Below are 16,253 nucleotides of genomic sequence, written 5' to 3' on the forward strand. Positions count from 1 at the left end.
GTTTTTTTTCTATGTTTGATATCAAGTTATACAAAAAATATTTGTCAATATTTAAAAACTATTGGATCTGGGTCTTCAAAGAATATCTTCGTAAAGACTGTCCAACAGTAGCTGCAGCTATAACCCTTACAAGCTTGTTTGCTATCGTACCAGCTTTCTTCATTATAATAAATATTTTGAATGCTTTTAATGCATTTAGCTCTCTTTCTGAGAATTTGCAGAATTTTCTTTTCCAAAATATGCTTCCTGAGACTGCAGCGACAGTTCAGCAGTACATCACAAGTATTTCTGATAAGATGACCTCTTTGCCAATTACATCCGTTATAGTTTTATTGGTTGTTATTTTTCTAATGATTAAAAGGTTGGAAATTACTTTAAATAAAGTTTTTTATGTTAATAAACAGCGACCTCTTGTTCAAAGCTTGTTAGTGTATTGGGCTTTGATGACAATGGGGCCTATACTTATTGGTTTTGTATTTATTTCTAGTACGTATCTTATTTCTATGGCTTGGTTTGTAAAAGATATTGGTATCGAGCAATATCTTTTAAACGGATTATCTTTGATTTTTTTAATAGCAGGTTTCTTTGTTTTTTATAAAATATTACCTAATACAAGGATTAGCTCAAAAACGGCGTTAATTGTAGCATTTTTTGTAGCTATAGTTTTTTCTATTGCAAAGAAGATTTTTGCACTATACATGTTTTATGTGCCTACTTACTCAGTAATTTATGGTTCATTATCTTTGATACCTATTTTTATACTTTGGGTTTATGTGGCTTGGCAGATTACACTTTTAGGTGCTGTGATGATCAAAGCTATACAGTATATGGAGGTGACATTAGATTTTAAGAAAGAAGTAAAAAGAGATGATTTAAGTATAAGTGTTTGTATGCTTAAAGAGCTACATGTGGCTCAAAGAGAATTGAGAAATGGGATTAGTATTGATCAGATGTATCAAAAGATGGCGGTTGCTGATTACGATAAAGTTAAGAAAATCTTATATGACTTAGAAACCGCCGGAGTTATTAGGATAACTGCTCAAGATATTTGTTATTTAAATTGTGATGTATTCAGTACAGACTTGTATGAGATATATTTGGCGTGTAATCCAACGATTAATTTCAAAACGAGCTCTATAAGAAAAATTAATGTAATAAAGTCTGACTTATATAAAGATCTTGATATAAAATTATACGAGTGTTTTTAGAGATATAGGAAATTATATAATGATATTTGAGACTCTTGATTATTCAGCATTGATTATAAATGTATTGTATACAATATACTTAGCAAGACTTAAAGTATGGTCTTGGTCATTGGGTATAGTAGGTGCGATACTTTTATTATTTTTGTTTGCGATGAAGGGGACATACTCACTGGTACTGTTGCAGTTCGTTTATGTGGTATTCTTCAGCTATGGTTGGTATAAGTGGTATACACAAGGTATAGATGGTGAGCATAAGACTGTTAAATGGATGAAGAGAGCTGACTATTTTCGTTATATTGTGTATCTAGTAATATTATGTATTTTTAGTATTGTATTTAACTATATCACTAGTTCAGCAGATATATTTTCAACAGGTATTCTAACAGGTATTACATTTACAGCAATTATTATGACTATAGAGAAGTTTATGGAAAATTGGATTGTATGGATTGTTTCTGATTTGTATTTCGTTGTAGTCATGTATCAACAAGAATTGTATGGTCAAGTACTACAGAACTTTATATTTTTCATTACAGCTGTTTATGGCTTTTATTACTGGTATAAAAATACAAAAACTACAGAAGTTAGATAATGATTGTTAAGGTTGCTCTAGCGGTACCTCCAAGTTACTTGCTTGATTACTCTATTAAAGATGCTAATGTCGAGCTATTTAGCAGAGTTTTGGTACAGGTAGGTAAGCGTCAACTTATAGGCTTTATTGTAGCTAAGGATATAAAGATTGATTATGAGCTTACAAGAGTAAAACCTATCCTAAAGATTATAGACCAACCTATTAGCGATGCTGTACAAAGACTTATTTTGTGGTTGTCGCAGTATTATTGTTGTGATTTGTATAATGCTATACGTTTGGCTTTACCAAATGATTTTTTGAAAACTGAGATAGTTTCTCCTCAGAAAGATACCTATGTATATTTAGATCAAATAGAGCTACAGAAACATAAACTTACTTTAAAGCAACAAGATGTTCTAAAAATTTTTGCTAATAATGAGGCGCTTCGTTTTGAGGAGCTAAAAGAATTAGCTTCTAGCTATGTTATTAATAAATTGCTTGATAAAAGCATCCTCAAAAAAACTTATAAGTTAAGACAGCCTAATAATACTATAGAATCAGACTTACCTAAGTTGCTTAATCCAGAGCAACAATCTGCTTTTGAGCAGATTATATTACAATCGGGTTTTAAGGTATCTTTACTTTATGGAGTAACAGGAAGCGGTAAAACAGAAGTTTATTTACATGTGATTCAGAGGTTTTTATCAAAGTCTCAACAAGTTCTTGTCTTAGTGCCAGAAATAAATCTGACACCACAGACAATCAAAAGATTTGAGAAGAGGTTTATAGATAAGAATGTTGTTGCACTACATTCTAAATTAAGTGATAAAGCTAGGTTAACTAACTGGTTAAAAATAAAAAATGGCGAAGCTGATATTGTAATTGCTACTCGAAGTGGAGTCTTAGCTGACTTTAAGGATCTTGGGATTATCATAGTTGATGAAGAACATGATAGTTCATATAAGCAACAAACAACAACTATTCGTTATAATGCACGTGATGTTGCTATATTTCGAGCTAGTCAGCTTGATATACCAGTAGTTCTGGGTAGTGCTACACCATCTATTCAAAGTTATTATAATTATGTGGTTGGTAAATATGATTTACTCAAGCTTAATAAAAGGGCGCTAAACTCACACCAGAATACGATTGAGCTATTAGATCTAAAATCAAGTATTGTTGATAATGGTATTAGTAATACTCTTTTTTCATTGATTGAGCAGAATATCAACGATCATCAGCAGTCATTAGTATTTATCAACAAATTAGGTTTTGCTAAGGCTTTGGTCTGTAAGAGTTGCGGAGAGGCTGTGGAGTGTAAGAGATGTGATAAACCATATACATTACATACACATCCATATCAGTACTTAGAATGTCACTTTTGTGGTTCTCGTAAGCCAATAGTTACAGCTTGTCCAAGTTGTAATGCTGAAGAGCTTTTTGCTTATGGTAGTGGTACTGAAAAAGTTCAGTCAAGAATAGAGGCGAGATTTCCATATAATAAGGTGGTGCGCTTTGATAGATCAAATATCAAAACTATGAATGATCTACATAGCATCAATCAGATGATAAATGATAAGCAAGTTGATGTTATCGTTGGTACTCAGATGATAGCAAAAGGGCATCATTTCGAGAATATTACATTAGCAGGATTAATTAATATTGATGCTGGTTTATATAGTACTGATTTCCATGCAATAGAGCGAACTGCGCAAACGATAGTTCAAGTCTCTGGAAGAGCTGGAAGGGCGGATAAACCTGGAAGGATAATACTTCAGACATATCAGCCTGATAATAAACTTTTACAGTTATTGGTAAATAGTGATTATCTTGAGTTTCTGGATTATCTTCTAGAGCAAAGAAAGTACGCGAGCTATCCACCATATACCTATCAAGCACAAATCATAGCAGAATCAAAAGATGAAAATAAAGTCTTAAATATGTTGGAGCAAATATATTCAAGCTTGAAAGATAGCTCTGGTGTGCAAGTATCTAAGCCATTACCAGCTCTTCATCTGAAAAAAAATAATGTATATCGTTATAGTATACTTTTAACTTCGAACTCACGTAGTCAGATAAATTTAATAATTAAATGGGTTGCTAATAGTCAAATAATGTCAAGTTTAAAAAATTCAGTCAAGATGTGTTTTGATATTGACCCAATAGAGCTAGGTTGATTTAGCGAACTTCTATTTTTCTGAATTTAAATATTGATGAAAAATTTTAGGGTTATCTTTTATCCAGTCATTAAATTTACTCGCAAGACTTTTTCCTATTGGTGTGTTATTAAACATAAAAGCCTTATATGAAATACTATCATCAACTTTAACTGGTACTTGGCAAATACTTCGATTTATAGAGTGCTGATACGCAATTTCGGGCGAATCAGTAAACATTATATCTGGATATATACCATCTATGCCATCGGTGATAGATTTAACTGCAAGCTTATTATCAGCGATAATTAATAATTGAGCATTTTTGATTTTCTGTAAGGCAAATTTTTCATTTGTTCCACCTCTATTTTCTATGATTAGGGTATTTGGATTGTCTATATCTGCAAAGCTCTTGAACTTAGATAAGTTTTTGCAGCTAGTCATAGCAGCCTTACTAAAAGAGCCTAATGGAGTAGAGAATATGAATTTTGCTTGACGAGTGGGAGTTATTGACATACCTCCTACAAAGACATCAAATTTATTGTCTTTTAGATCACTTTCAGCAGTTGCCCAAGTGGTCTTAACAAATTTAATATCTTCATTATTTGCTTCAGCAAAAGTTTTTATGAGATCGATATCTTTCCCGGAGAATTTATTATCGTTTTTGTTATAAGTTGAAAAAGGAGCATAATCTCCAGTTGTTCCAACAATAATATCTGCATAACAATTAGATGTTATAACAAGAAATAAAGTGATAGTCAGAGATATTATTTTTTTCATTTTTAAAAACAAATAAAATTTGAATGAAAAAATTTTATATCAAAGAGAAGAAATAAAATAGAAGAAAATAGCAGATAGAAAATTAGTCTTCTTTTTTGTCGATTCTGCTAGCTACAAAACAACCAGCACCAACAGCTACAAATGCAGATGTAATCCATAATAAATAAAACATACTAGTCTCCTCTTAGTATAACTCGTGAGAGTTTGCTTTAACTTCTTCAGCAGATACTCTACGACCATTTGCCCACATTTTCTTATACACAAAGAATGTATAAGAGAAGATGATTGGAAGTATAATAACAGCTGCACATAATATACCTATTAGAGAAGTTTGGCTACTACTTGCGTTAAATACTGTCAAGCTATATTGGAAATTACCTACATTAGATACCATAATGAATGGGAATAATGCAAAGCCAACAGTTAATACAGCACCTAGTAGAGAGGCCATACTAGCTATGAAAGCAGCACCATCTTTATCTTTGTTGTTGAACTTGATAACAAGTAATGCACCAACAAAAGCTAGAATAGGAGCAAACCACATCCAAATAGTTTTAGCTTGCGTGAAATTATAATACCAAGAATGGTCATTAGTAATAACTCCAGCACTGAATGGATGTTGTAATGCTTCTGATGCGTATGTACAACTTGCACCAGTAGAGTACTGATATCCAGGTATTAGAGCAATCCAAATAGCTGCGATTACAAATAAGACTAAGTAAATAGTCGCTGTAACATTTGTAATTTTTCTGAATCTATCTCTTAAAACGCCATCTGTTCTAAGCTTAGCATAAGCTGAACCATGCATTAGTGACATATTTAGAGCAAATATACCAAACAATAATGCAAATGGAGTTAGTAAGTGTATCAAAGTAACCCACATAGATTGATACTGGCCGTTAGTAACAGCACCATATATTAATCTTGAGGTATCATCATAAGAGATAGGAAAACCTAAATATAAGTTACCAACAGCTACACCCATGACAACTATAGGAATAACACTTCCTAACAAAAGCATCCAGTCCCAGAAGTTTTTCCATGTAGGGTTATCTATTTTCTTTCTGTACTCAAAAGCAGGAGGTCTTAAGAAAAGTCCCCATAACACTAGTAAGATAGCGATATATAAACCTGAGAAGCTAGTAGCATAAACTTGTGGCCAAATAGCAAATATAGCACCACCAGCTGTAATAAACCAAACTTGGCTACCATCCCAAGTAGGGCCAACTGTATTTATGATAGCTCTTTTTTCGTAGTCATCTTTACCAACAAATTTGGCAAGAATACCTACACCAAAGTCAAAACCAACAGTAGCAGCTACTAAGAATATTAGAACCCCTACAACTAGCCAAGAGATAATTTGTAAAACATCTAATAACATTTATCTCTCCTTATTTATCATTTTTGTTTTGTTCAAAATGGTATTTACCAGTGCCTAACGAACTAGGTCCTAGTCTTGCATACTTGAACATTAAGAAAATTAGTACAGCAAATAAGCTTAAGTCTATTAGACAGAAGATTGCCATAGATGTACCTACATCAGCAGCCGTAAGAGCTGAAGAACTTATACTAGTAGGAAGCTCTCCATATACTGTCCAAGGCTGACGACCATGCTCTGTTACGAACCAGCCAGCAGAGCAAGCAATAAATGGTAATGGGATTGACCATAGCATTACTCTTAATACAAGTCTGCTAAATTTAGAACTACCTAAAGAGTTTTTAGCAAGAAGGATTAAGCCAACAAACATTAGAGCAAACAATAATAGACCAATTCCAACCATTATTCTAAATGCCCAGAATATGCTAACAACTTCAGGGACCATATTAGTAGCCGTTGCTTTTACTAATTCAGGATCGTTAGCAACTTTTGCTATCGTATCTGAATCAGCTTTGCCATACTTCTCTTGAGCTACTTGTACAAGTAACTTACCGAAGCCCATGTATCTTTGATATTCAGGGTTGTTGTAGTTAGCATAGCTAGCATCAGGAGTATCACCTTCATGACCAGTTTCTCTCCACTTAAGAAGATCTGCGTACGCTAAGCCACCATCTCTAATCATAACTACCGCAGCTGGTACTTTTTCGTACTTAGCAGGGTTAGCAGCAGCTACTTCTGGAGATACATCAGCAGTTTCACCTGTTGCGATATCTCTGTAGTATGCAAGATTAGGATTTCTAGTACCATTAGCATCAGCTTTTCCATAGAGGATAGCTTTGATACCAGGGACTTCTACATCTGTAGAGTGAGTAGCGATTAGGCCAAGTACAGCAGGTATCTCTACTGCATAATGGTTTTCTTGGTCAGCATTGCTTGGGATAGCTACAGCATTGAAAGCAGCAGGAGCTTTAGAAGTATCCCATTCAGCTTCTATCGAAGCCATTTTTAATGGTTGTACTTTAAATGCATCTACACCGTTTGCATCACCGAAGAACATCGCCATAGTACATGCAACGATACCGAAACCTAAGCCAACACCCAAAGATCTTTTAGCAAAACCGCTATCACGATTTTTTAGTAGATAGAAAGCACTAATACCGATTACAAAAGTTGCACCAGTTGTGTATCCAGCTGTTATCACATGACCAAAGTTTGTTTGTGCTGTTTCATTTAGGAATACTTGAAGTAAGCTTACAGTTTCCATTCTCATTGTAGATGCAACGAACTCAGAACCAACAGGATGTTGCATATAACCGTTAGCAACCAATATTAGTAACGCAGAGAAGCTTGAACCTATTGCTAAGCAGAATGTAGACAGTAAGTGTTGTTTCTTTGATAATTTATCCCAGCCGAAGAAGAATAAACCAGCAAAAGTAGACTCAAGCATAAATGCTGCCAAGCCTTCAATAGCCAGAGGTGTACCAAAAATATCACCTACTGATTGAGAGTAGTATGACCAGTTAGTACCGAATTCAAACTCCATAGTTAGACCAGTAATAATCCCTAGAGCGAAGTTAATTCCGAGTAATTTACCCCAAAACTTCACCATATCTTTATATACTTGCTTACCTGTTCTTACGTACATTAGTTCCATTGTGAATAAAATCCACGTTAGCCCTAACGTTAGAGGAACAAATAAGAAGTGAAATGATGCTGTTAAACCAAACTGCAATCTTGCTAAGTCAACAGACATGAGCGTTGGTAACATGTTGCTTCTCCTTATAGTTCTAGTATTTTAGTGTTATTTCCTTTTTGTAAAAGAATTGGAAAGAAAAAATCTTATAATTTGATAATTTAGAGGTCTTTTCTTGCCTTATAATTATACACTCCAAATTTTAACATATTAATAGCCTAAATCAAAAATTAAATTCGAGTGAAGATATTGAAAATAAAGGCTTTGAGTATACTAAAATGGTATAGTATCTGGTTTGAATTTAGATACCTAATGCAGGTGAAATTAAGCTATATATTAGCTTTTGAGAAGTTATTTATTTAAAACGGAGGGGTTGAATTTATACTGCTACAAGCTGCATATTTAAAAATCTTATTTGTTATATTTAAATTTCTTATGTATAAAATGCATTTAATTTAAAGATTAAAGATCTATTTTTAGACTTTTTGCTAGTGCTTTGAGTTTTTTCATAGTTTCTGGAAGCTTCCTGATGGCTATCCATTGTTTTGCTAATTCAGTATCTTTATAGGCAGGGTATCCCATGTGACTCTCGCCAGCAGGGACATCCCACATTACACCAGCTTTACCACCGATACGAGCACCACTACCAATCTTAGTATGGTCTTTGATACCAGCATTACCAGCAATAACTACTCCATCGCCAACCACTACAGAACCACTGATACCAGCTTGTCCACATATCATACAGCCTTTACCAATAATGACATTGTGACCTATCTGAACTAGGTTATCGATTTTTGTATAATCACCAATTATTGTTGAGCCGTATTTAGCATTGTCAATACATGTGTTAGAACCAATATCTACAAAACTGCCAATCACAACATTACCTATATGAGGAATTCTAACTATACTTCTACCATCTTCTGAAGGTCTGTAGCCAAATCCATCTGTACCTATAGAGCAGTTTGAGTACAGTCTACAGAAGTGTCCTATAACTGTTCTATCTCGAATTGTAACACTAGGCCATATAATGCAGTTAGTACCAATTTTTGTATCGTTATAAATACATACATTGGCGTAGATTATTGTATTATCACCAATTTCAACATTTTTACCAATGTATGCTCCTGGGCCAATTGAGACATTTTTACCAATTTTTGCTGATGGGTCTATAACAGCTTTTTCATGAATGCCGTTTTGCTCAGGGTATGGTACAGAGAATAGTTCTAGTACCTTAGCCATGGCTAAGTCTGCGTTATTCACTACCAATATTGGCTTATCATTAATTTTTGCTAACTCAGTGCTAATCTTATCGCTGACAATAGCAGCGGCAGCCTTTGAGTTTTCCCAAAGCTTAAGATGCTCGTGTTGATCTATTAAAGTCAAATCATTTTCTTTTGCGGATTCCGCATAATTAAGTCCTGAAATAATAACTTCAGTAGACGGGTTATTGATTATTCTTGCTTTTAGAATATCGGAAATTTGTTTGAGAGTGTGTTGCAACATCTTCCCCTAAAGTACACTTGTACTACAAAGATAGCATACTTCAACGTATTTTGATATCAGCTAAAGTTGCATTAGTCACCAACACCAAAATCAGTATTGCTGACAAGTATCTCAAATTGTGGATCATTAAATAGCTCCTTATATTCATCTAAGAACCATTTTTTCAACTCTTCATCTGCTTTTATTGATGTTGTATTGTTTACATATAGATTCAAAGTCGTGTGATTAAAGTGTTTTTTAGCTATTTCAATATCTTTTTTTATTATTTCTTTTGTTTGACCTTTGACACCAATCAAGAGACAAACTGAGTCAAATAGCTCACTTAGCTGTTGGGGTGATGTATGAAAGAATCCTTTATTTAAAATTTTTTCTCTAAACTGATTATCAAAGCTTTCTAAACCAGTTTTGATAAAGATATTAGTATCAAATAGATCTTTGATTTTGTGTAGATGGTCTTTGTACATCCAGTGCGCTTCGACAAAAAGTAGTTTGATATCTTTTTCTTGAACTATTTCTTTAATACGATTTTTAGTTGCTTGAGGAAGTTCAAATACATTGCCTGAATTTATTATTTCAAGAACACCAAACTCTCCGCTAACATTGTTTAAAATATCAAAATTAATAGAGTTGATTTCGTCAATATTTTTTGAGTTATCTAGTATATAGTCACAAAAAGTACATTTTCCATAAGCACAAGGGCGACTTTTTAGCAGTACGATTTCTCTTTTGTAGCGATGGACATCTGTGATTTTGCTATAACGATCCATTATTTGATGTACTCCTGTGCTTGTATTAAGGCTAGCTCATCAGTGTTTAATTCGTGTGTAACCCTGAAGATGCCGTCCAAACATCTAGTAACCAAACTTAGAGCTTCATCTAATGTTTTACCCTTTAAAAGATAACTTAAAAACATCGCTGCAGTAATATCACCTGAGCCACTTACTTTAGGTTGAACTTTATATTTGGCAGATTCCATATAAGAAAAGTTATTGTTCTGGTAAATTGCAATACCAGTTTTATTTTTATCAAAAGACACACTTGTAACGATTATGATTTGTTTTTCATTTTTGGTTTTTACAATTAGACTTTGGCATGCTTTGACTATATCTTCATGTTTTCTTATCTCGACACCGCTTAGTACACTTAGCTCAAATATATTTGGTGTAATTATGTCAGCTAATGGTAATAAATATTTTAAGAATATTTCTGGGTGATCGTTTGATGCAAAAATATGTCCTGTTTCATCTTCATCATATTTATCACCAAAGACAGGGTCACAGCAGTATAGGCTAGCTTGTTTTTTTTCTTTTAGTAATGTGACTGTATTTGCAATAACTTTAGCAACATCGACGTTGCCGATATATCCAGATAAGATAGCATCCTGTTTTGCTAAGAAGTTGTTAGTAATCAAGCCTTCTATAACATTTTGAATATCTTCAGCACTAAAAAAAGAACCTTTAAAAAAGTCGTATTGAGTATGGTTTGAGAGCTGGACTGTATATATTGGAGAGACTTCTATACCAAGACGCTGCATAGGGAATACGGCAGCTTTATTACCGGCATAGCCATAGGCTACATGAGATTGAATAGATAATACTTTTGGGGTACTTACACTCATTATTTATAATCCTAGATTACTCTTTATGTTTGTTAGTAAATTAACAGATGCTTCTTTATTGCCAAACTTACCTATTCGGATAAGTAAATTAACAGTATTGTCGTTACCTTTGAGTAGTTTTATATCAAAATTAACCGTATGGACTTTGTCAAAAAAACTGCCGTTGATAGTGTACGTGCCAGTGATGTTCGCGGTGTCATCATTGATGTTGCTAGTTACTATTTTATTACTACCGTTATTTAGAGCCAAAAGTGTTGCATTGTATACACTTTGCAGGCTAGTGTTATCAATTTTAGCAGAAAAAGTACCATTCACAAATCTTGCAATAGATTCGCCTGCTGAGTTCAGATTGCTAGTTAAATCAGATGTGTTCGAGCAGCTAACTAGTGTTAAACTTACTAGCATTGATACTGCCCACATTTTAAGAAATTTCATAAGAATTTTGTCGATTTTAGTTAATAAACTAAAGTTTATAACACTGTTTAATCTTTGTAAATTAGTTATATCGAGCCTAGACTCTTGAAAAACTAGTAACAACCCATATACTCTACAAAAGAAGATAAGAGGTTTTGGAGAGACTGTGTCTGTATATAATCAGTTTGAGGAATTACTAGAGTTCTTAAACAATCGTGTTGTTGGTCAAGAAAATTTAAATAAGCGTTTATTGATAGCATTGCTAGCTGGAGGACACTTACTTGTAGAGGGAGCTCCTGGGTTAGCTAAGACAACTGCGATCAAAACATTGTCTGAAAGTATAGATTGCTCTTATCATAGAGTGCAGTTTACACCGGATCTTTTGCCGGCAGATTTGACAGGGACAGAGATATACATACCTCAGCAACAGAGCTTTGAGTTTCAGTTAGGGCCATTATTTCATAACCTATTGCTTGCTGATGAGATAAATAGGGCGCCTGCAAAGGTTCAGTCAGCATTGCTTGAAGCTATGGGAGAGAAGCAGATTACGGTTGGTAAGAAGACTTATCCTTTGTCTAATCTTTTTATGGTGATGGCTACACAAAATCCAATTGAACAAGAAGGTACTTATCCACTTCCTGAAGCACAGTTAGACAGGTTTATGCTTTTTGTGAAAATTGAGTATCCGGATCCAAAAACTGAAGCAAAAATTCTGGCTATAAGTAGAGGTGAAGCACTAGGGCATAAATTACGCTACCCAAATATTTCTCAAGAAGCAATTTTTGCAGCACAAGAGGAAGTTTTGAATGTTCAGATGTCAGCAGCTCTTGAGCAATATATTATTGAGTTGATTCTAGCTACTAGAGATCCATCAAAATATAGTCCAAGTATCAAAAAGTGGATTGCCTTTGGCGCAAGTCCTAGGGGAACAATAGCGCTAGATAGAGCGGCTCGAGCGCATGCTTGGCTATCTGGCAATGATTATGTATCTCCTGGAGATGTCCATGCAGTTATATATGAAGTGCTACGTCACAGAATATTACTAACATTTGAAGCAGATGTTGATGGTATCACAAGTGATGATGTGATTGCTGAATTGCTAAAGGCTGTGCCAATCCCATAGAGTATACCTTCAATGAAAAGTTATAAAGGCATTAAGGCTGATATTCAAGAGCTTTTGAATCATCGCTATCAGGCAAAGTCACTAAAATTATTTGCTAATCAGAAAGTTAATACGACTAATGCTGGTACAAATATTTCTAACGCAAAAGGTCGTGGTATGGACTTTGATGAGGTTAGACATTATCAAGCAGGCGATGATATTAGATTGATGCACTGGTCACTTACAGCAAGGCTTGGTAAACCATACACTAAAGTTTATCATGAAGAGCGTGAACGTAGTCTGTATTTTATTGTTGATCAAAATAGTACAATGAATTTTGGTACAAGGGAGTGCTTTAAGTGTGTTAAGGCAGCTAATACATTAGCGTTATTAGGATTTGGAGCGTTAGAGGCTAATGATAAGGTTGGTGGTATCATTTTTGATGATCAAGGCTATAGCTTCTACCCCGCGAAACAAGATAAATCAGCCTTGATTAAAATGTTTAATCTTATAACGACTGATCACAAAGATTATCAGCTTAAATCTCAAAAGAAACTAGCAGATGTTATAAAGTTTCTTTATGCTAAAGTTCGTAGTAATAGTGTGATAATTATTATTAGTGACTTTAGTAGTTTTGATGAGCAAGCAAAACAGTATCTTAAATTATTGAGAGCTAAAAATGAGGTTATAAATATATTTAGTTATGATCCTATAGAAAAGGAGTTACCAGCTTTAGATACATATTATTTTAGTGATGGTGAGCATCGTATAGTATTAGATGCTGCGAGTAAGAAACAAAGAAGTGTTTATAAAAACCTTTATCAAGAAAGATACACTGCGATAAAGGATTTTTCACGTAAGAATAAAACAGGGTTTATTGAGATAGCAACGAATGATGATCTGGTTAAAGCAGTAAACTATGGGATAGCTAATTATGCAAACTAATGATCTTTTGGCTCAATTAAAAGATATTTATTTGCCTGCGAAGGTCTCTCAATGGTGGCCTTTGGCTTATGGTTGGTGGTTACTTTTAGGTTTGATTGTACTAGCTTTTATTATCTTCTTGATCATTCTACATTTTAGAAAGAAGAAAAATAACTATAAGGATTCTATTGTTAATGATTTTAGAAGGGCAATAGAAGAGACTCAACAAAATAAACCGAAAGAGGTTTTGCAAAATATATCTGTATATTTAAAAAGAGTAGCATTACAAAAATTTCCAAATCAACAAATCAAAACTCTACATGGTGAGCAATGGCTTGAGTTTCTCGACTCTAAAATGAAAAATCAAAATTTCAAAAATACCAAAGCTAATATGTTGGCAAATAGTTATAGAGCTGTCGAATTAGATAAACAAACGCTAAATGAAATTTTGACTGTGGCAGAGCAGTGGCTAAGGAGAGTATTGTGATTAATATAGAATACCCTTGGTTTTTGGTTTTGATTATTTTACCTGTTGTTAGCTATTGGATATTTCCAAGGGTAAAACATGATAAGCAGCTGGCACTAAAAACACCTTTTTTTGATCAGTTAGAATCTCAGTTGAGAGGCAATAAAAATGGAGACTTTACCAAAGCAAATTATCTTAAATATATTCTAAGTACTATTTGGATATTATTGATTATTTCAGGTTCTGGTATTCAGTGGTTAGGCAAACCAGTTAGCTTGCCGCAAAGTGGTAGGGATCTAATGATGGCTATTGACCTATCTGGTAGTATGGCTATCCAAGATATGCAGAAGTCTAATGGTAAAATGGAGTCAAGATTTGATCTTGTAATGCGTGTTGCTAATGAGTTTTTAGATACTCGTCAAGGAGATAGAGTAGGTTTGATACTTTTTGGTACTTGGGCATATTTACAAACGCCATTGACTTTTGATATTCCAACTGTCAAAAAAATGCTTGATGATGCAAGTATTGCCTTACCAGGTCCACAAACTGCTATAGGCGATGCTATAGGTTTGGCAGTTAAGAAGCTCAAAAGATATCCAGGTGACTCTAAAGCTCTTGTTTTGCTAACAGATGGTGAAAACAACTCCGGAGCGCTACAACCTTTGCAGGCAGCAGAACTTGCAAAACAGTATCATATAAAGATATACACCATAGGTTTGGGTGGCGGGCAAATGATGGTTAAGACTACTTTTGGTGAAAGATTAGTTAATACATCAGAGGATCTTGATACAGAAGTATTACAAAAAATTGCCACAATGACCGGAGGGAAGTTTTTTAGAGCTCAAAATAGTACTGATTTGAAACAAGTATATGAATCGATAGATCAGCTAGAGCCGATAGAGTCAGACAAAACAGTAGTTAGACCAGTTACATATCTATATCCTTGGAGTCTTGGTTTTGCATTGTTGTTAAGTTTTGTGATGGCTATAGTATGGTTGAAGCGTAGGAGAGGATATTAGTATGGATTTTCATTTTCTGCGTCCGTGGTGGCTGTTAGCATTAGTGCCTATTGTAGTTTTTGTTATTTTACTTTTTAGAAGTTCTTCACAAGCAAATAGTTGGGCTAAGTATTGTGATAGTCATTTATTGGAGCATATAGTTGTAGGTAAGCAGTCAAAAACTAAAAAGTCATTAGTACCATTTCTGTTTTTGTGCTTGTGGATTGTATCTGTGCTAGCATTAGCAGGTCCTACATGGAAGTATAAAGATGTGCCTGTATATCAAGAAAATGTTTCGAGAGTTATTGCTTTAGATGTTTCACAGTCTATGGACACTACAGATGTTTCTCCAACTAGGCTTGAGAGAGCTAAATATAAGACTTTGGATATTTTGCGTAGAATAAAAGAAGGTCAGGTTGGGATGATAGTATTCTCAAGTGAGCCATTTGTTGTTTCGCCATTAACATCTGATGCGAATACTGTTGAGAACCTTGTCCCTGTTATTAATTCAGATATTGTTCCTGTGCAGGGTAATAATATCTATAAAGCTATAGAAAAATCTGCTCAGTTAATTACTCAAGTAGGTGCAAAAAAAGGTCAGATAATTTTGATAACAGATTCAGCACCATCAGCTGATGCTATCGCCAAAGCAAAACAGTTAGCAGAGCAAGGTATAGATACTGATGTATATGCAATAGGAACTCCAAAAGGCGGTATTGCTAAAGATGATAAGGGTAATTATATAAAAGATGATGGTGGCAATATCCAGTATTTTGGTATAGATATGAATCAACTTGAAGCATTAGCAAAAGCTGGATCTGGAAAATTAGTGACTTTAACTGCTAATAATACTGATATTAAAAAGCTACTATCAGATACACAAGGCAATGGTAAAAAGAAATCAGATAAAAAGTCGGCAAATATTTTTTGGCAGGATGAGGGGATTTATTTTATTTGGTTACTGGTAGCTATGAGTTTACTATTTTTTAGAAGAGGTATTTTGGAGAGAATATGTCGCTAAGAAAATTAATATTTATCTTGTCACTATTGCCATGTTTTTGTTTTGCGAATAAGTGGAATGATTTATGGCAAACAAGAGATCAACAAGGTATGAGCTATTATGATAGTGGTAATGCAAAAAAAGCGGCTGAAGCTTTTGAAAATAGTAATTGGAAAGGTTCTTCATACTATAAAGCCGGAAACTACCAAAATGCATATCAAGAGTTTAAAAAAGATGATTCAGCTAAAGGGTTGTATAATCAGGGTAATGCCTTAACGCACATTGGCGAATACAAAAAAGCTATAGACGCATATACAAAAGCTATACAAAAAAGACCAGATTTTGCAGATGCAAAAAATAATTTAGAAGTAGCAAAAGAGCTAGATAAACAAAAAGATAATCAGCAGAATTCTCAAGACAACAAAGACAACAAAGA

General features: G+C 34.0%; 17 protein-coding genes. 9 read left to right on the top strand and 8 right to left on the bottom strand.

Going from position 1 to position 16,253, the window contains the following annotated elements; translation table 11 throughout:
* Positions 1-11: 11 nt before the first annotated feature.
* The 3 genes from FQ699_RS06720 to priA are packed head-to-tail and all read left to right on the top strand — an operon-like array spanning position 12 to position 3,956.
* Positions 12-1,208 carry a YihY family inner membrane protein gene (locus FQ699_RS06720; protein WP_013921969.1) on the top strand — a complete coding sequence of 399 codons (1,197 nt, stop codon included), beginning with the start codon at positions 12-14 and terminating at the stop codon, positions 1,206-1,208.
* Between the two features lie 19 nt (positions 1,209-1,227).
* The gene (gene pnuC, locus FQ699_RS06725) at positions 1,228-1,800 is read left to right on the top strand and encodes a nicotinamide riboside transporter PnuC (protein WP_146421693.1); all 573 of its coding nucleotides are present in this window, start codon (positions 1,228-1,230) and stop codon (positions 1,798-1,800) included.
* Positions 1,800-3,956, top strand: a complete 2,157-nt coding sequence (gene priA / locus FQ699_RS06730) for a replication restart helicase PriA (protein WP_146421694.1) — start codon at positions 1,800-1,802, stop codon at positions 3,954-3,956. Before pnuC ends, priA begins: the two co-directional genes overlap by 1 nt.
* 12 nt (positions 3,957-3,968) lie before the next feature.
* On the opposite strand, the gene FQ699_RS06735 is transcribed toward priA, so the two are convergent.
* From FQ699_RS06735 to FQ699_RS06770, 8 genes are all read right to left on the bottom strand, one after another.
* Entirely contained in the window at positions 3,969-4,715 is a 747-nt protein-coding gene (locus tag FQ699_RS06735; RefSeq protein WP_146421695.1) for a transporter substrate-binding domain-containing protein, read from the bottom strand.
* Between the two features lie 82 nt (positions 4,716-4,797).
* Positions 4,798-4,887 (bottom strand): hypothetical protein, encoded by a 90-nt coding sequence (locus tag FQ699_RS06740; protein WP_030003323.1) that lies wholly within the window; start codon positions 4,885-4,887, stop codon positions 4,798-4,800.
* Between the two features lie 12 nt (positions 4,888-4,899).
* Entirely contained in the window at positions 4,900-6,096 is a 1,197-nt protein-coding gene (gene cydB / locus FQ699_RS06745) for a cytochrome d ubiquinol oxidase subunit II (RefSeq protein ID WP_013921973.1), read from the bottom strand.
* A gap of 10 nt (positions 6,097-6,106) precedes the next feature.
* Entirely contained in the window at positions 6,107-7,861 is a 1,755-nt protein-coding gene (locus FQ699_RS06750; protein WP_146421696.1) for a cytochrome ubiquinol oxidase subunit I, read from the bottom strand.
* A gap of 387 nt (positions 7,862-8,248) precedes the next feature.
* A complete protein-coding gene (gene lpxD / locus FQ699_RS06755) occupies positions 8,249-9,292 on the bottom strand; it encodes a UDP-3-O-(3-hydroxymyristoyl)glucosamine N-acyltransferase (RefSeq protein WP_146421892.1) in 1,044 nt (347 codons plus the stop codon).
* 74 nt (positions 9,293-9,366) lie between these two features.
* Positions 9,367-10,062 carry a radical SAM protein gene (locus FQ699_RS06760; protein ID WP_013921976.1) on the bottom strand — a complete coding sequence of 232 codons (696 nt, stop codon included), beginning with the start codon at positions 10,060-10,062 and terminating at the stop codon, positions 9,367-9,369.
* Complete coding sequence (pdxY, locus tag FQ699_RS06765) at positions 10,062-10,913, bottom strand: pyridoxal kinase (protein ID WP_013921977.1); 852 nt, start codon at positions 10,911-10,913, stop codon at positions 10,062-10,064. Before pdxY ends, FQ699_RS06760 begins: the two co-directional genes overlap by 1 nt.
* 3 nt (positions 10,914-10,916) lie before the next feature.
* Positions 10,917-11,348, bottom strand: a complete 432-nt coding sequence (locus FQ699_RS06770) for a DUF3568 family protein (RefSeq protein WP_179951681.1) — start codon at positions 11,346-11,348, stop codon at positions 10,917-10,919.
* 145 nt (positions 11,349-11,493) lie between these two features.
* On the opposite strand from FQ699_RS06770, the gene FQ699_RS06775 reads away from it, so the two are divergent.
* From FQ699_RS06775 to FQ699_RS06800, 6 genes are all read left to right on the top strand, one after another.
* Positions 11,494-12,450 (top strand): AAA family ATPase, encoded by a 957-nt coding sequence (locus tag FQ699_RS06775; protein WP_146421697.1) that lies wholly within the window; start codon positions 11,494-11,496, stop codon positions 12,448-12,450.
* Positions 12,451-12,462: 12 nt separating this feature from the next.
* Positions 12,463-13,374: a DUF58 domain-containing protein gene (locus FQ699_RS06780; protein ID WP_146421698.1), complete on the top strand. Its 912-nt coding sequence runs from the start codon at positions 12,463-12,465 to the stop codon at positions 13,372-13,374.
* A complete protein-coding gene (locus FQ699_RS06785) occupies positions 13,364-13,840 on the top strand; it encodes a DUF4381 domain-containing protein (RefSeq protein WP_146421699.1) in 477 nt (158 codons plus the stop codon). Before FQ699_RS06780 ends, FQ699_RS06785 begins: the two co-directional genes overlap by 11 nt.
* The gene (locus tag FQ699_RS06790; RefSeq protein WP_179951682.1) at positions 13,837-14,838 is read left to right on the top strand and encodes a vWA domain-containing protein; all 1,002 of its coding nucleotides are present in this window, start codon (positions 13,837-13,839) and stop codon (positions 14,836-14,838) included. Before FQ699_RS06785 ends, FQ699_RS06790 begins: the two co-directional genes overlap by 4 nt.
* 1 nt (position 14,839) lies before the next feature.
* On the top strand, positions 14,840-15,838 hold the full coding sequence (locus FQ699_RS06795) for a vWA domain-containing protein (protein WP_146421701.1): 999 nt from the start codon (positions 14,840-14,842) through the stop codon (positions 15,836-15,838).
* The coding region (locus tag FQ699_RS06800; RefSeq protein ID WP_146421894.1) for a tetratricopeptide repeat protein at positions 15,829-16,253 on the top strand (425 nt) is incomplete at its 3' end. The genes FQ699_RS06795 and FQ699_RS06800, both read left to right, overlap by 10 nt.

Source organism: Francisella salimarina, from assembly GCF_007923265.1.
GTDB lineage: Bacteria > Pseudomonadota > Gammaproteobacteria > Francisellales > Francisellaceae > Francisella > Francisella salimarina.